General features: G+C 70.2%; 17 protein-coding genes. 10 read left to right on the top strand and 7 right to left on the bottom strand.

Annotated features, from left to right (window positions below):
- The first annotated feature begins 13 nt into the window (after positions 1 to 13).
- A complete protein-coding gene (locus tag ABT061_RS02235) occupies positions 14 to 565 on the top strand; it encodes a RidA family protein (RefSeq protein ID WP_350911722.1) in 552 nt (183 codons plus the stop codon).
- Between the two features lie 180 nt (positions 566 to 745).
- On the opposite strand, the gene ABT061_RS02230 is transcribed toward ABT061_RS02235, so the two are convergent.
- Positions 746 to 1,201: a hypothetical protein gene (locus tag ABT061_RS02230; RefSeq protein ID WP_350911720.1), complete on the bottom strand. Its 456-nt coding sequence runs from the start codon at positions 1,199 to 1,201 to the stop codon at positions 746 to 748.
- Between the two features lie 431 nt (positions 1,202 to 1,632).
- Here ABT061_RS02230 and ABT061_RS02225 point away from each other — a divergent pair, with 431 nt between their 5' ends.
- Positions 1,633 to 2,073 carry a hypothetical protein gene (locus ABT061_RS02225; protein ID WP_350911718.1) on the top strand — a complete coding sequence of 147 codons (441 nt, stop codon included), beginning with the start codon at positions 1,633 to 1,635 and terminating at the stop codon, positions 2,071 to 2,073.
- 53 nt (positions 2,074 to 2,126) lie between these two features.
- On the opposite strand, the gene ABT061_RS02220 is transcribed toward ABT061_RS02225, so the two are convergent.
- Entirely contained in the window at positions 2,127 to 2,318 is a 192-nt protein-coding gene (locus ABT061_RS02220) for a hypothetical protein (RefSeq protein WP_350911717.1), read from the bottom strand.
- Positions 2,319 to 2,503: 185 nt separating this feature from the next.
- On the opposite strand from ABT061_RS02220, the gene ABT061_RS02215 reads away from it, so the two are divergent.
- Both ABT061_RS02215 and ABT061_RS02210 read left to right on the top strand, forming a co-directional pair.
- Positions 2,504 to 2,998, top strand: coding sequence for a SigE family RNA polymerase sigma factor (locus ABT061_RS02215; protein ID WP_350911715.1), 495 nt, complete (start codon positions 2,504 to 2,506; stop codon positions 2,996 to 2,998).
- Entirely contained in the window at positions 2,995 to 4,086 is a 1,092-nt protein-coding gene (locus ABT061_RS02210; RefSeq protein WP_350911713.1) for a WD40 repeat domain-containing protein, read from the top strand. Before ABT061_RS02215 ends, ABT061_RS02210 begins: the two co-directional genes overlap by 4 nt.
- A 385-nt stretch (positions 4,087 to 4,471) precedes the next feature.
- Here ABT061_RS02210 and ABT061_RS02205 read toward each other — a convergent pair whose 3' ends face one another.
- A complete protein-coding gene (locus tag ABT061_RS02205) occupies positions 4,472 to 5,059 on the bottom strand; it encodes a histidine phosphatase family protein (protein ID WP_350911711.1) in 588 nt (195 codons plus the stop codon).
- 289 nt (positions 5,060 to 5,348) lie between these two features.
- On the opposite strand from ABT061_RS02205, the gene ABT061_RS02200 reads away from it, so the two are divergent.
- The 4 genes from ABT061_RS02200 to ABT061_RS02185 all read left to right on the top strand — a co-directional run bounded on the left by ABT061_RS02200 (position 5,349) and on the right by ABT061_RS02185 (position 8,279).
- On the top strand, positions 5,349 to 5,741 hold the full coding sequence (locus ABT061_RS02200) for a VOC family protein (protein ID WP_502991320.1): 393 nt from the start codon (positions 5,349 to 5,351) through the stop codon (positions 5,739 to 5,741).
- 147 nt (positions 5,742 to 5,888) lie between these two features.
- The gene (locus tag ABT061_RS02195; RefSeq protein ID WP_350911707.1) at positions 5,889 to 7,085 is read left to right on the top strand and encodes a pentapeptide repeat-containing protein; all 1,197 of its coding nucleotides are present in this window, start codon (positions 5,889 to 5,891) and stop codon (positions 7,083 to 7,085) included.
- Between the two features lie 326 nt (positions 7,086 to 7,411).
- Positions 7,412 to 7,777, top strand: coding sequence for an RNHCP domain-containing protein (locus ABT061_RS02190; RefSeq protein WP_350911705.1), 366 nt, complete (start codon positions 7,412 to 7,414; stop codon positions 7,775 to 7,777).
- Complete coding sequence (locus ABT061_RS02185) at positions 7,689 to 8,279, top strand: helix-turn-helix domain-containing protein (protein WP_350911703.1); 591 nt, start codon at positions 7,689 to 7,691, stop codon at positions 8,277 to 8,279. The genes ABT061_RS02190 and ABT061_RS02185 overlap by 89 nt, the downstream gene beginning before the upstream one ends.
- Here ABT061_RS02185 and ABT061_RS02180 read toward each other — a convergent pair.
- Both ABT061_RS02180 and ABT061_RS02175 read right to left on the bottom strand, forming a co-directional pair.
- Positions 8,194 to 8,520 (bottom strand): hypothetical protein, encoded by a 327-nt coding sequence (locus ABT061_RS02180; RefSeq protein ID WP_350911702.1) that lies wholly within the window; start codon positions 8,518 to 8,520, stop codon positions 8,194 to 8,196. The two genes, ABT061_RS02185 and ABT061_RS02180, sit on opposite strands and share 86 nt — an antisense overlap.
- A 198-nt stretch (positions 8,521 to 8,718) precedes the next feature.
- Positions 8,719 to 10,113, bottom strand: a complete 1,395-nt coding sequence (locus ABT061_RS02175) for an NAD(P)H-quinone dehydrogenase (RefSeq protein WP_350911701.1) — start codon at positions 10,111 to 10,113, stop codon at positions 8,719 to 8,721.
- Between the two features lie 153 nt (positions 10,114 to 10,266).
- Between ABT061_RS02175 and ABT061_RS02170 the strand changes: the two genes are divergently transcribed.
- On the top strand, positions 10,267 to 10,719 hold the full coding sequence (locus ABT061_RS02170; protein WP_350911700.1) for a gamma-glutamylcyclotransferase family protein: 453 nt from the start codon (positions 10,267 to 10,269) through the stop codon (positions 10,717 to 10,719).
- Positions 10,720 to 10,808: 89 nt separating this feature from the next.
- Here the strand turns inward: ABT061_RS02170 and ABT061_RS02165 are convergent, their stop codons facing one another.
- Both ABT061_RS02165 and ccmA read right to left on the bottom strand, forming a co-directional pair.
- Complete coding sequence (locus ABT061_RS02165; RefSeq protein ID WP_350911699.1) at positions 10,809 to 12,368, bottom strand: DUF6297 family protein; 1,560 nt, start codon at positions 12,366 to 12,368, stop codon at positions 10,809 to 10,811.
- The gene (gene ccmA, locus ABT061_RS02160; protein ID WP_350911697.1) at positions 12,365 to 12,994 is read right to left on the bottom strand and encodes a heme ABC exporter ATP-binding protein CcmA; all 630 of its coding nucleotides are present in this window, start codon (positions 12,992 to 12,994) and stop codon (positions 12,365 to 12,367) included. Before ccmA ends, ABT061_RS02165 begins: the two co-directional genes overlap by 4 nt.
- A gap of 282 nt (positions 12,995 to 13,276) precedes the next feature.
- Here ccmA and ABT061_RS02155 point away from each other — a divergent pair, with 282 nt between their 5' ends.
- Positions 13,277 to 14,080, top strand: coding sequence for a purine-nucleoside phosphorylase (locus ABT061_RS02155; protein ID WP_350911695.1), 804 nt, complete (start codon positions 13,277 to 13,279; stop codon positions 14,078 to 14,080).
- The last annotated feature ends 115 nt before the right edge of the window (positions 14,081 to 14,195 follow it).

Raw genomic sequence — 14,195 nt, 5'->3', positions numbered from 1 at the left:
GAGATACGCAAAGATGAGCGCTCAGAGCGAGCCGGACTCAAACGACGCCTTACACAACAGCGGAACAGTCCGCCGCCGCCTCCTGACCGGCGTCGGCGCTGCGGGAGTAGCCGCTATCGCCGGCCAACTCGCCACCCCCGACGCGTCGGCAGCCCCGGCGACGGCCTCCAAACGCACCGATCTCTTCTACTACTGGAAGTCCCAGCAACTTTCCCTCGGTTACTCCCAGGGCGTCCAGGTGGACAACACTCTGTGGCTATCGGGTACGGCGGCCCTCGACGCGGACTTCAACCCGGTATCCCCCGGCGACCTGGCTGCTCAAATGCAATTCATCTACCAGCGCATCAAGGAGAGCCTGGCCAAATACGCCCTCGATTTTCGCAATGTCGTGCGCGAGAACATGTACGTAACCGATATACCTGCCTTGATCAACGCCTTGCCGTACCGCAAGAGCATCTACGCTAACGGGCCATTCCCCACCTCCACGACAGTCCAGGTGAACCAGCTACTTCTTCCCGAACTCATGATTGAGATCGAGGTGACCGCCTGCCGGGCACTGCCCTGAAGCCCGGCACGAACCCGAGCCGGCCCCGATGTTCCTCAACCGCGGGTATGGCGTCGGCGCCAATGTCGGGGAACGTCATTCGGTGAGCGTGTTGAACGAGCAGAGCCTCGCCGGTCGCCGGTCGGTCGTGGACTGCGCTCGCGTTATTCGAGGGAACGCGAGCGCGGCCTACGGCATGCCTTACGGTGCAGCGGGGACGCAAGACGCGTAGGTCACCACGTGGTAGGTCTCCGTCTGGCTGTGGTTGACGACGCTGACCTTCCAGGCAGTGGTGTTCTTACTGTCGATGGTGTTGGCGATCACGCTGACTGGTGCGCCGGCCACACTGCCTGAGTAGCCGCCGGAGATCGCGTAGTTTCCGACTCCGCAATCAGCCCGATGGGTGACAGTGGCGCCGGGCGCGATCGCACCTCCTGAGCCCTTGATCGTGAAGATCGCGAACTGCCCGGGCGGCCCTTGACGGTTCCAGTCCAGCCAAGTTTCCCCCGCTTCGCACGACGTTGTTCCTTCGGCGATGACCCGCAGCGCGCCGGTCGCGGTGGTGACACAGCCCTGGATCACCTCCTGCCCCATCCCGGTGGCTAGGGCGGCGCCGCCGGCCGTCAGCACGCCGCCGACGAGCATCCCCGCGGTCACTAGAGCCACACCTCGGACAGTCGGCCTCGCCCTCAAGATCGTGGTCCGCCTTACGTTCGATGACGATCGATCGGTGATCATGGCCTGGATAACGACAGGGCCCGGCGAAGGTAACGGTCCGGCCGGAGATCACCAGCATTGCCTACTTTTCGGCGGCCGTCATATAGCGGCTTCGAAGAGCATGATCCCTAATGCCTGAATGATCCCCGCTCGTCATGGCCCTGATATCCCGCAGCTGCTGTCCGCCGGCTCTCCGGATCCTTCCGGCTCCCCGGATTCCTCGGCGGGATGAGGCGGTGGACCGGGCGGTGCGCCGCGGGCAGTGACTCGCAAGAGGGTTCCAAGTCGTCTCGCGTATCACTGGTGACGGATCACCCGAGCAGAGAAGAACCCGCGCCGGGAAGCACAGGAAACAGGAAAGAGGAGAGACGATGCGCAGGATCGTCCGTGGAGCGCTGCTGGCCACCGCGCTCGTGCTGGGACTGCCCACCGCGGCGAGCGCGACGGCCCAGGGCGACTTCTATCTGGGGACGGTCAGATCCGGCTCCGGGCATTCCGGGTACGCCAAGGCGCAACTGTGGGTCACCGGCTTCAACCAGAGCCACTTCACCGCGTACGGCAAGATCTACGACCGAGACCGCCACCCCGGTCACTGCGCCTGGGTTCGCGCCAGGTTCCACTACCAGAAGGGCGGGCCGTCCTGGTCGCCGGTGCGCTGGTCCTGCGCCTCCTCCGGGTCCAAGGGCTACCTTTTCAAGACCAAGGGCCAGGTCAAGTGGATCGACCTCAAGGTCTGTGTCTACCAGCCGAAGCGGAACGCGCTCTCGCACTGCCGGGTCGAGACCATCAGGGACGAGGACCTCGCGAACTGACCCGCGGGACGGTGCCCGGGACCCGGCCGGTCGGCCGGGTCCCGGGCACCGCCTCAGTGGAGCCGCTCGAAGAGCGTCAGCCACCGGTCGGGGTGGACGAACGCCACCACCCTGCCGCGGTCCAGTCCGGCCTCGGCGAACGCGGCGTCGACCCGGTGGGCCGGGTATTGAACCGCCCCGGCTTTGATGTGCCCCGAGTTCAGTGGCTTCGCTGGGCTGGTAACAGGCGTAGTAGAGCGCTTCAAACTCCTGCGGTGGCAGGTGCCCGATCGCCGAGTGCAGGCGGATGGCGTTGAACCAATCGCCCCATTGGGTGGCGCTCCTTTACGCCTGTACAAGCTCCTGGCCGATGCCTGGTCCCGCCGCCGCGTTACCCGACCGATACACTGACGTTCCAACCTGGAACCCTTCGGCAGAGTTGTTCTGATACATGGACCGTTACGAGGGGTTCCATGAGTTCGTACGCGCTCGTCAGCAATCGCTGATGCGGACGGCGTACCTGCTCACCGGGAACGCCCATCTCGCCGAGGATCTGCTGCAGACGGTCCTTATCCGTGTCGCCGCGCACTGGACCAAGCTCGCCGATGGCGGTAACCCCGAGGCGTACGCCCGCAAAGCCCTGGTGAACCAGACCATCTCGTGGCGCCGGCGCAAGCAGGTCGAGCTGCCCGGAGCCGAACTGCCCGAGCGGGCCGAGTCCGGGCAGGTGCATGACGAGGCGACCGTGCGCCGCATCGCCCTGCACCACGCGCTGGCCCAGCTCACGCCGAAGCAGCGGGCCGTGATTGTGCTGCGCTTCTACGAGGATCGCACCGAGCACGAGACCGCGCAGCTCATGGGCGTCTCAATCGGCACCGTCAAGAGCCAGACCAACTACGCGCTGTCGAAACTGCGCGCGCTCGCCCCTCAGGAGGTGTACCGATGAAAACGCTGCGTGAGGATCTGCGGACGCTGGCCGAGCAGGCGCCCACCGTCGATCTGGCGGCTCGGGCGGTTCAGGGCGCCCGCAGAAGGCGAGTGAACCGCCTGGTCGTGGCCACGGCCGCCGTGCTGTGCGTGATCTCCGGTGGCGGCGTCGCGCTGCTCCAGCAGGTATCCCCCGCACCCCAAGTCCTGCTCACGCCTCCGGAGACCACAGTGCCCCCACTGCCAGGGAAGGGAATTGGACCGGCCGAGCAGGCGTACCGGCCCAGGTGCCGAAGCAACGGCGGGCCGTGCGCCGAGGGCGCCTGGCGGATCGTGACGCGTGAAGGCGACACCTACGAGCTGGCCGAGGCGGCGACGGGGCCGCTGGCAGTCACGGCGGACGGCCGCAGGATCGCGTACTACAGCTCGAAGCAGCGCGGGATCGTGGTACGCGACCTGGCGAGCGGCAGGATGTGGAAGGCACCGCTGAAACAGCCCGAGGAGGACTTTGCGGTCGAGTACACGCTGCGGCTGTCGCCCAGTGGGCTACGGTTCGTCGTGTCGGGGTGGGGCGGGCGTCGAGAGCCGAACAAGCTGGTGGACGTGGAGCGCAAGACCGTGACCACCCTCGCCCGGGGGTGGTGGCCGGTGAGCGTGTCGGACGGGTCCGGACCCGTCGTGCTGGCCAAGCCGCATGACATGACCAGCCGGGTGTGGGTGCTCGGCCACGATCCGATCACCATCCAGGACTTCACGTACTACTACAGCGCCCTCGCACCCGACGGGCGGACGCTCGTCCGGCTGGGGCAGACCGTCGATCGGAATCGAAAGCCGATGGTGCGGCAGGACGGCTCGATCGTCATCTTCGACGCGATTCGTGGCGGCAGGGAGACCCGTATTCCGATATCCGGTCTTCCGGAAGGACTCGCTCCTTCATGGCTCGGAAGCTGGCTGAACGACACGGAACTGACCGTGCTCGCCGTACCTCAGGAGCCGAACGGGCCGGCGTCGGTGGTGTACGCGGTGGACGTGCGGACGGGCGAGAGCAGGGAGCTGTTCGCGCTGCGTGACGATGGCCCGTTCGTGGTGCCGGGACTCATCCGCTGACCGCGGCCGTATCCGCGCATCACCAGGTGTAGGGCGAGGCCGGCCTCAACGGACGGCCTCACCGCCAGGACGCCCAAGCCACCCACCGCCGTGCCGAACAGCGCGTCACCCAGCTGCAGGCGGCACTGCACGGGAAGAACAGTGGCCTGCGCGCCGAGGGGGCGCCCCCGAACCCTTGCCGGGTGAGGGCATCGCCCGCCCAGCGGGCGCGAGGGCTGGGCGTGGTGCAGGGCGGACGACGCCCTCGCTCCGAGTCCCGGGGGCGGGAAAGTGGACGCTCCTCGCCCGCCCCGTACCGGTAAGCGCTCGGCAGCGCCACAGGATCACTCGTCGCCGGACGGGGGACGGTCCTGGTTGATCGTGCGGCTTTCCGCCACACCGCCGCTCATGGCCGCGTGCCGGGCCCGAACCCCGTCCAACGCAGGTCAGGCGGAAGGTGACCCATGTCGTTGTACAACAGCACTGTCGGCGCTACACCGTCGCGATACTCGATCGCCGTCAGCGCCGTGTTTCCGCAGTTCAGCCCCAGCCACCGCGCCGGCGGCGCGTCGAGGGCGTGCCGCACCAGCCAGGCCACCGGATAGGCGTGGGTGACCAGGACCTCATGGGTCTCGGTTTCGGCGGGGCGCGCGAACCTGTCGATCAGTGCATCCGCGAGGCCTGCGCCCGCGGCGGCTTCCGCGGCGTCGTACCCATCGAAGAACCCCGCCCACGCGGGGGGCATCTCGTCCGGCACGTGCGGCACGTGGTCAATCAGCTCGGCCGCTTCCCGCACGGCAACGCCCGGCAGGTACTTCCCTACGATCTGGGCGGAGCGCACTGCCCGGGGAAGGGGCGAATGCCACACGGCATCGACCGGCAGGGCGGCCAGGCGCTCCCCGACCAGTTCCGACTGCCGCTGCCCGACATCGGTCAACTCGCCGAACGGGTCCGCCGCGCCGTGCCGCATCACGTACAGGTGCCGAGTCGCCATTGTCAGATCCCGGGCCTCAGATCCATACCGCATGGCAGGAGCCGACGCTCGTCCCCGCCACCCGGCGCAGGCCTGCTCGGAAAGTTCGAGCACACCACACCCCAAGTCAGCCGAACCATCACTGCCCCTTCCCTGGACAATCCAAATTAGGATACTCACAAAATCCAAATGTTCACAACATTCGAAGTGGTGCCAGGGTGTCGGCCGCGATCCGCCGCGTCTACCTCGACTCTTGGCACGGTGGGAGATCGGCAGCCGTGAGAGGACCATAAGATTTACGATCATGAAGATGCGGATCGATCTGGTGGCGATCGTCGTGGAGGACTACGACCGGGCCATCGAGTTCTTCGTCAACGCCCTGGGCTTCGAGCTGGTCGAGGACTCGCCGTCGTTGACCAACGACGGCCGCCCGAAGCGGTGGGTCGTGGTCCGGCCGCCGGGCGGTGAGACCGGCATCCTGCTCGCCCGTGCGGACGGCGAGCGCCAGGCCGCCGTCGTCGGGGAGCAGTTCGCCGGGCGGGTGGGGTTCTTCCTGCGGGTGGACGACTTCGACGCCGCCCACGCGCGGATGACGGCGGCCGGCGTCGAGTTCGTGACCGTACCGCGCACCGAGCCCTACGGGCGGATCGCCGTCTTCCTGGACATCGCCGGCAACCGATGGGACCTGCTCGGCCCGGCCTGAACGCGGACACCGGCCGTCACGCGGCGAAAGAGGATCCCGGTGGAGGGACTGCCCGTGAGCACCTGGTAGTAAAAGGTGCAAGTGGTCGTTTAGCGTGATGCAATGATCTGCTGACACGATCGGGGCCGCTTTGAAGGAGGCTCCCCCGTGCGTCGTTCCATCCCCCTGGCTCTCGTTGTCGCGATCTTCGCGCTGTCGGGGACGATCGTCTCCCCCGCCCAGGCCGCGGCCGGGCCGTGCAAGCCCGGCCAGGGCGCCAACCTGCGTGGCAGGGACTTCACCAGGGGCGCCCGGCTCCCCGCCGACCTGCGCTGCGCCGACCTGACCGGGGCCAAGCTGAACAACGTGGAGCTCATCCAGAAGGACCTCACCGGAGCGATCCTGCGCGGCGCCTCGCTCAGGCAGGCCAACCTCACCCAGGCCACGCTGAAGTACGCCGACCTGCGGGGCGCCAACCTCACCGAGGCCGACCTGGGTCAGATGCACGCCGACTACGCCGACCTGCGCAAGGCGATCCTGGTCGACGCCGAGGCCGGGCAGGCGGAGTTCCCGCACGCGAACCTGACCGGGGCGAAGCTGACCAGGGCCGAGCTGACCCAGGTCAACTTCACCAGCGCCAAGCTGATCGACGCCGACCTCGACGAGAGCACCCCCGGCCAGCTCAAGGCCCGCAAGGCCGACTTCACCAGGGCCAAGCTCCGCGAGGCCAAGCTGAGCCAGTCGAACCTGCGCAACGCGACGTTCAAGTACGCCGACGTGAGCGAGGCCGAGTTCACCCAGGCCGAGCTCAAGGGCGCCGACTTCACCGGCGCGCTGGTCCAGGGGGCGTCCTTCATCCAGGCCGACGACGTCGACCTCGCCGGCGCCAAGGGCACCCCCACGGGCCTGACCATCCCGCTGCCGACCTCGCTGCCCACCTCCCAGACCGAGGACGCGGAGAAGGCGGACACTCCGCAGGCGGAACCCGCGCAAAGCGCCGGTCCGTCCGTGGGGCTCGTCATGGTCGTGCTCAGCGCGGTGGGCCTGGCGCTGACCGTGGTGGCCTGGGGCGTCAGCGCCCAGCAACGGACCCGGCGCGCCGCGCGGTTCGCCGTGGTGCGGCGCGGCGCCGAGGACGACATCACCCGGCTGGGCGAGGAGATCGACCAGCTCGACTACGAGTTCCAGATCAGCGGGCGTGGCGGCATGACCGCCGACCACGACTGGCGGCACGCCCTCGACGCCTACGAGGCCGCCAAGCAGGCCCTGTCGATCGCCCGCCGCGAGGAGGAACTGCATTTCGTGGCCCGCGCCGTCCAGGACGGCAGAGCGGCCCTGAACCGCCTCCGCTCCCGCGTCCGCTGACGCCGTCCGGCAGGACGGCGACAACCGGGAGCGTGCGGGTTCGGGCAGCAGATCATCGCCTCGTGCGCGTGGCGGTCACCTCGGGCGCGGAGTCACTCCCGGCGAACACGGCTTCGGGGCAGAACGCGGCTTCGGGGCGATTCGCAGCAAGAGGAAAACCTGTTGATATCTCTCCCGTCCTCCGCTTCACTCGCATCGTCGCGACGAGTTTTCGAAAGGGGGGATTTTGATGCCTGCGGGCACCGAAGCCGCCGTCGCACGCCCACGACATGGCGTGACGAAGGCACCGGTGACCTGTGCCCATCATCATCCCTGAGGAAGTCCCCTTGTCCCGCAACCCATCCCGCGACCGCGCTCGCATCCGTTCCTTCCGCTGCGTCCACTGCGGCCTCGACGTCCCCGCCGACGCACCTGGCACGGCGCACCGCAACCACTGCCCGACCTGCCTGTGGAGCAGGCACCTGGACAACACTCCAGGCGACAGGGCGGCGGACTGCGGGTCGTCGATGGCCCCGATAGCCGTCCACGTCCGCCACCACGGCGAGTGGGCCCTCGTCCACCACTGCACGGGCTGCGGAACACTCGACACCAACCGCATCGCGGGTGACGACAACCCGCTCGCCCTCATGCGGATCGCGGTGGCGCCCCTGGCCCGGCCGCCGTTCCCGCTCGACTGGTTCGCCCGGCTCTGAACTCAGCCGGCGCGGCATCGCGGCTGGGAACGTGCCGGTGGAGCGACATCGCCGCGATGCCGAACCGGTCGCGCACGGCCGGATCGAAGATCAGCGCCGGACACCGGCGCGGGTCACCGAGCTGATCGCCCGGCTGTTTCGTATCCGCTACGGCCTGCGCGGAGTCTCGTTGCCGCCGCACCGGATGGGCCGGTCGCCGCAGATGAGCGTGCATCGGGCCGCCGAACGTGACGAGGTGGTGATCACCGGAAGGACGGCGGCGGCTCAAGGCGCGTGGATCCGCTGTCGGCCCGGCACGCAGAGGCGACAGGAGGCCTCTCCCCTCGTCCGCGAGGTGAGGCCCCCTCCGCCTCGAACGAGGGGTGGCCGGGGGCGTCGGGGAACGCGGCCGGAGCCGAGCACCGGCTCGGGAGTCACTAGATGGACGACACCTGGCGGTCACCCCTGTGCTGAGCGGGCGCCTCGGCCGGTGAGGTCAGGGCCTCCTCCTGGCCGAAGGTGATCACCATGTACCTGCCGTTGGCATAGCTGACCACGGGCCGCCCGAGCATCTCGCCCACCCGGCGGGCGACCGCCTGGAACAGCTCCACCATCTCCGGCGTGTCGGCGCTCACCCTGAACCGTCCGTTGGCGACGAGCTGCTGGGCGACGAGGGGGGCGAAGTTCGCCTCGCTCTGGGCCCTCTCCTCCGCGCTGAGCGGGGTGCGCAGAGGCGCGGGCGACGTGCCGAGAGGGTGGGTCATCGCTGATCTCCTCGTGATCGCAGGTTTCCCAGCATGCCATCCGCGCCTCCCACGTGGGAATCGCCGACCATGACACGGCCCATGATCCCGGCAAGGGTTTCCGGTCACGGCATGAGATCGGGGGTACCCGTACGCCGTCCCGCCCGTGACGGCCGGCTCCGGGGACGGGTGAGGCCAGATGAGCCGGGTGGCGGCCGGTCAGATGCCGCTGGGGGTCATGGGCTGCATGAGGCGGCGGGCGGCCTCGGTGACGGAGCCGGACAGGGAGGGGTAGACCGCGAAGGTGTGGGCGACCTGGTCGACGGTCAGGCGCTGCTGCACGGCCACCGAGACCGCCAGGATCAGCTCCGAGGCACGGGGGGCGACCACCACGCCGCCGAGGACGATGCCGGTGTGCGGGCGGCAGAACAGCTTCACGAAGCCGTCGTTGAAACCCTGCATCTTGGCGCGGGCGTTGGTGGCCAGCGGCAGCTTGACGATGTTGGCCTCGATCTCGCCGGCCTCGACCGCCCGCTCGGCGACGCCCACCGCGGCGATCTCGGGGTCGGTGAAGATGGCGGAGGCCACGGTGGCCAGGCGGAGCGGCTGCACGGCCTCGCCGAGGGCGTGCCAGACGGCGATCCGGCCCTGCATGGCGGCGACGGAGGCGAGCATCAGGACCCCGGTGCAGTCTCCGGCCGCGTAGACGCCGGGGGCGGAGGTGCGGGAGACCTTGTCGACCTGGATGAAACCGCCCCGGTCGAGGGTCACCCCGGCCTCCTCAAGACCGATCCCGGCGGTGTTGGGGACCATGCCGACGGTCATGAGGCAGTGGCTGCCCTCGGCGGTCCTGCCGTCCTCCAGCGTGACGACCACGCCGTCCGCGGTGCGCTTGACGGACTCCGCGCGGGAGCGGCCCATGACGTTCATGCCGCGGCGGCGGTAGACCTCTTCGAGGACCTCGGCGGCGTCGGCGTCCTCGTTGGGCATCATCCGGTCGCGGGAGGAGACGAGCGTGACCTCCGAGCCCAGCGAGCGGTAGGCGCCCGCGAACTCGGCGCCGGTGACGCCGGAGCCGACCACGATGAGGTGCTCGGGCAGCTCCTCCAGGTCGTACAGCTGCCGCCAGGTGAGGATGCGCTCGCCGTCGGGCTCGGCGCCGGTCAGGATGCGCGGGGTGGCGCCGGTCGCCACGATGACGACGTCGGCGCGGATCGTCCGGTCTCCGGCCCTGACCACCTGCGGGTCGACCAGCCGTCCCGGCGCCTTGATCACCTCGACGCCCTCGGCGGCCAGTCGCGCGGCGATGTCGGCGGACTGCGCCTTGGCGAGCTCCTTGACGCGCCTGTTGACCAGCGGCATGTCGGCGATGACGCCGCCGACGTCGCCGTCGGGGCCGCCGGTGAAGTGCACGCCGAGCATGCTGGCGTCGAGAAGCGCCTGCTTGCGTACGGAGGTGGCGATCAGCGTCTTGGAGGGCACGCAGTCGGTGAGCACGCAGGCTCCGCCGGGGCCGTCCTGTTCGACGACGGTGACCTGGGCCCCTAACTGGGCGGCGACCAGCGCGGCCTCGTATCCACCGGGTCCGCCACCAATGATCACTATCCTCGTCACGTACCCCATTCTCCCGCATCGCGCGACCGGCCATCGCTCGGCATCCCTCTCAAAGCACGAAAGTCCCCCAAAACCGTCGTAATTCCACGAGACATCGGCGTGGCTTCGAGGCTGGGTGAGCGTCTCGCGGATCTTCGATTAGTGTTGGCCAACGTGCCTGTCTACGCCGCCTACGGCAGCAACATGGACCCGAAGCAGATGGCCCAGCGGGCCCCGCACTCCCCGATCAGGGGGACGGGCTGGCTCCAGGGCTGGCGTCTGACCTTCGGCGGGAACGATCTCGGCTGGGAGGGCGCCCTCGCCTCCATCGTCGAGGACGCCGCCGATCAGGTCTTCGTGGTCCTCTATGACGTGCCCGAGTGGGACGAGAGCTCCCTCGACCAGTGGGAGGGCGCGGCGCGCGGCCTCTATCACAAGGTCAAACTCCGGGTGCAGACCATGGAGGGCGAGGTCCTGGCCTGGTTCTACGTGCTCGACGGATACGAGGGCGGGCTGCCCTCGGCCCGCTACCTCGGCATCCTGGCCGAGGCGGCCGAGCGCGCCGGCGCCCCCGACGACTACGTCAAGGAGATGCGCGGCCGCCCCTGCACCTCCCTGGGAGGCTAGGCCTGGCGTTTCCGCCCGGCATCGGGCCTGTGACGATGTCGCATGCCCGGAGGCGTCGCAGGACGGCTGTCCGCGACGCCTCCGCTGTCTCACCCGAGGCGGGCCGTGCCGGCGACGGCTCGCCTCGCGCGGAGCAGGAGCGCGGTCAGCACGGCCGCCCCGGACAGCGCCTGCGCGGCCACCAGGGCGCCGAGGGCGGACGGCCCGGTGATCAGGGCCAGTAGCGCGGGGGCGCAGCCGAGCACGGCGATGTCCACGCCGGTCATCGCCCAGACGAGCGGGCCCATGGGTACGGAGCCCATCGGAGTGTCGATGACCGGCATCGAGTGATCGACGAAACCCCGCCGGGCCATCCGCAGGGCTCCGGCGGCCAGGGCGGGCGCGGACAGCGGGCCGAACAGCCACCACGGACCGGCGGGCAGGGCACCCATCGCGGTCAGTCCGGCCAGGGCGAGGGTGAGCCAGACGGCGCTCAGCAGCATCGGCAGCAGTGCCCGTGCGGTGAGCGCCGCACGGGCGCCCACGCCGAAGAGCCGCGCCAGACTCGGGTCCTCCCTGTCGCGGCGCGCACCCGTGGTGCATGCCGCCGCGGCGGTCAGCGCTCCGCCGGCCACCAGGATCATCGCGACCGGGGAGAGACCGCCTGCGGCCTGGGCGGCCAGCACGGGCAGCGCGGCCGCCGCGAGCAGGGCGGCCAGCCGGCCTGGGCGGCGCCCCAGCCTGCGCCAGTCCTGCCAGGCCAGGGCCAGCGGGGCGGACAGGGGCCGCAGGAGCCGGGGCATCGGCCACGACAGGGCCCCCGACAGCGGCGCCGGCCACGGGCTGGAACGCAGGGTGCGCCCGCGCCAGTGACCGTCCTCGGCGATCCAGGTCAGGGCTCCGAGTTCCAGGGCCACCGTCGCGGCGGCCACCCCGCCGGCGCGGGTGGACGCGGCCAGGACGGTACGCGCGTGGACACGCCCGAGTGCCACCCACGCCCGCCGTACCAGAAGGGCGGTCACGGTGCCGCAGAGCGCCGCCGAGGCCGCGCCCAGCGAGACCGGCGCGCCGGCGACGGCGACCAGCAGGTGCCGCCCCGGACCGCTGCCCAGCACCGCCGCGAGCGCGGCCACGATCACGAGGACGACGAGCGCCCCCTGCAGCCACGAGTCCCACTGCGGGGACGCCTGCGCCAGCACGGCCGCCGCCATCCCGCCGACCGCCGCCGAGACTCCCAGTAGCACCGCGGTGACCAGCCGCGGCGTCAACTGATCCGGCGCACCGAGTACGGCGAGCAGGGCCAGGCCCAGTCCCGCGCCGGCCAGCAAGGAGATCGTCAGCAGGATCGCCGCGCTCCGTCCCAGCACGGCGCGGCGCGGGAGCGGGGAGAGCAGCAGCCAGGCGGCGTCGGCGGCCGGCAGCGCGACGGGGCCGAGCGTGCGGGCGAGCGCGAGGAGGCCCGCGTAGGCCAGGGCGATCAACGCCACCCCGGCCCCGAGCCTCGACGGATCCGCCTGCCCGGCCATGGTCGCGACTGCGGAGGTGACGGGCTGGGCCAGCACCGCCACCGCCATCGCGAGCCCGAACAGGGCGATGTACCGGTCCGACCAGCTCATCGGTGCCCGGCCACCCGGCCGGATGAGGGCCCGCACGGCCTGGACCTCGTTCACGCGGCGGCCTCCAGCGTGATCTGGCGTGCGCGGGTGACGTGGGCGAAGTCGAGGTCGTGGGTCGCCATCACCACGGCGCCACCGGCCGCCGCGTATTCGGTCAGCATGGTCGCCAGCCGCTTCCTGAACGTAGCGTCGAGTCCGCGCTCCGGCTCGTCCAGCAGGAGCAGCCGGCTCGGCCGGAGCAGGGCCATCGCCAGCGACAGCCGCTGTCGCTGGCCGGTGGAGAGCGTCAGCGGTGCCATGTCCCCTCGCCCCGCCAGGCCGAACACCTCCAGGACCGTCTCGACCTCCAGACGGGACGAGCGGTGTACGGCGTGCATCAGTTCCAGATGTTCCCGCACGGTCAGCCCCGGGTACCACGCCGGTTCGTCGCCGACGAGGATGACATCGCGCCAGAAGTCCGGATCATCCGCCGGCGGCCGATCAAGGACGCTGACCTCGCCGGACCTCGACGGCTGGAGGCCCGCCAGGCAGCGCAGCAACGTCGACTTGCCCACGCCGTTCACCCCGACCACGGCGACGATGTCACCTCGGGCGACCGTGAGGTCGACACCCCGCAGGACCGGATTACCACTCAACTCCACGCGTACGTCACGGACCACGATGATCGATTCAGCCACCATTTGACCCTAATCCCCCCTCCGGCGGTACGGAGGTCTCCGGGGGCAAGGCGCCGACCCGGCAGACCGGAGTGGAGACCTCGGACCTTGTCCCCGGGGCTGCTGAACCAGAACGGCACCGAGGGGTTGCGCGACCTGTTCGTCCCGCGGAAACAGGACGCCACCTTCCAGCTCCTGAACTGAGCCGGTGCCTGTCCATGGCCGTCCGGCGGACGGCCATGGACAGGCATGCAGGAAGCGGTACGGAGCGGACGGAACAGCACCGCTGACCGGTACGCTCGGTGAGTGAGCAACGATCCCTATGCACTCGCCACGGACGCCGCGGACGCGCTGAGAAGCGCCGTCGGCGTGGACTCCTTCGACGTCGCGCTGGTGATGGGTTCGGGCTGGGTCCCGGCCGCCGACGCGATCGGCGAGACGGTCGCCGAGATCCCGGTCACCGACCTGCCCGGCTTCGCGCCGCCCGCCGTGGCGGGCCACGCGGGCCGGATCCGCGCCGTGCGGACCGAGTCCGGCAAGAACGTGCTGATCTTCCTCGGCCGCACCCACCTCTACGAGGGCCGCGGGGTGGAACCGGTCGTGCACGGGGTGCGGACCGCGATCAGGGCCGGGGTGGGCACGGTCGTGCTGACCAACGCCGCCGGGGGTCTGCGCCCCGAGACCCAGGAGGTCGGCGAGGCGGTGCTGATCAGTGACCACATCAACCTGACCGGGGCCAGCCCGATCAGCGGCGCCACCTTCGTCGACCTCACCGACGTCTACACCCCGCGCCTGCGCGAGCTGGCCCGCGAGGCCGACCCCTCGCTGGCCGAGGGCGTCTACGTGGCCTTCCGCGGCCCGACGTACGAGACCCCGGCCGAGGTCCGGATGTGCCGCATCCTGGGCGGCGACATGGTGGGCATGTCCACGGTGCTCGAAGCCATCGCGGCCCGCGAGGGCGGCGCCGAGGTGCTCGGCATCTCCCTGGTCACGAACCCGGGCGCCGGTCTGGTGGGCGAGCCGCTCAACCACGAGGAGGTGCTGGAGGTCGGCCGCGCCACCGCCACGCGGATGGGCGGCCTGCTGGCCAGGGTCGTCGGCAAGCTGTAGGCCCCACGGCCGGGACCGCACGACCGGGACTGCACGGTCCGGGGCCGCACCGGCCGAGACCACACGGTCCGGGACCACACAGTCCGGGAGCACCCCGGCTGCGGGAACCGGCCAC

It is taken from the genome of Streptosporangium sp. NPDC002544 (genome assembly GCF_040295965.1).
Lineage (GTDB): Bacteria > Actinomycetota > Actinomycetes > Streptosporangiales > Streptosporangiaceae > Streptosporangium.
This window is presented reverse-complemented; position numbering and strand designations above follow the sequence as displayed.

Excerpts from the sequence above, each read along its gene's own strand:
- ABT061_RS02235 (WP_350911722.1), top strand. The coding sequence starts at position 14 with ATGAGCGCTCAGAGCGAGCCGGACTCAAACGACGCCTTACACAACAGC.
- ABT061_RS02225 (WP_350911718.1), top strand. The coding sequence starts at position 1,633 with ATGCGCAGGATCGTCCGTGGAGCGCTGCTGGCCACCGCGCTCGTGCTG.
- ABT061_RS02215 (WP_350911715.1), top strand. The coding sequence starts at position 2,504 with ATGGACCGTTACGAGGGGTTCCATGAGTTCGTACGCGCTCGTCAGCAA.
- ABT061_RS02210 (WP_350911713.1), top strand. The coding sequence starts at position 2,995 with ATGAAAACGCTGCGTGAGGATCTGCGGACGCTGGCCGAGCAGGCGCCC.
- ABT061_RS02205 (WP_350911711.1), bottom strand. The coding sequence starts at position 5,059 with ATGGCGACTCGGCACCTGTACGTGATGCGGCACGGCGCGGCGGACCCG.
- ABT061_RS02200 (WP_502991320.1), top strand. The coding sequence starts at position 5,349 with ATGCGGATCGATCTGGTGGCGATCGTCGTGGAGGACTACGACCGGGCC.
- ABT061_RS02180 (WP_350911702.1), bottom strand. The coding sequence starts at position 8,520 with ATGACCCACCCTCTCGGCACGTCGCCCGCGCCTCTGCGCACCCCGCTC.
- ccmA (WP_350911697.1), bottom strand. The coding sequence starts at position 12,994 with ATGGTGGCTGAATCGATCATCGTGGTCCGTGACGTACGCGTGGAGTTG.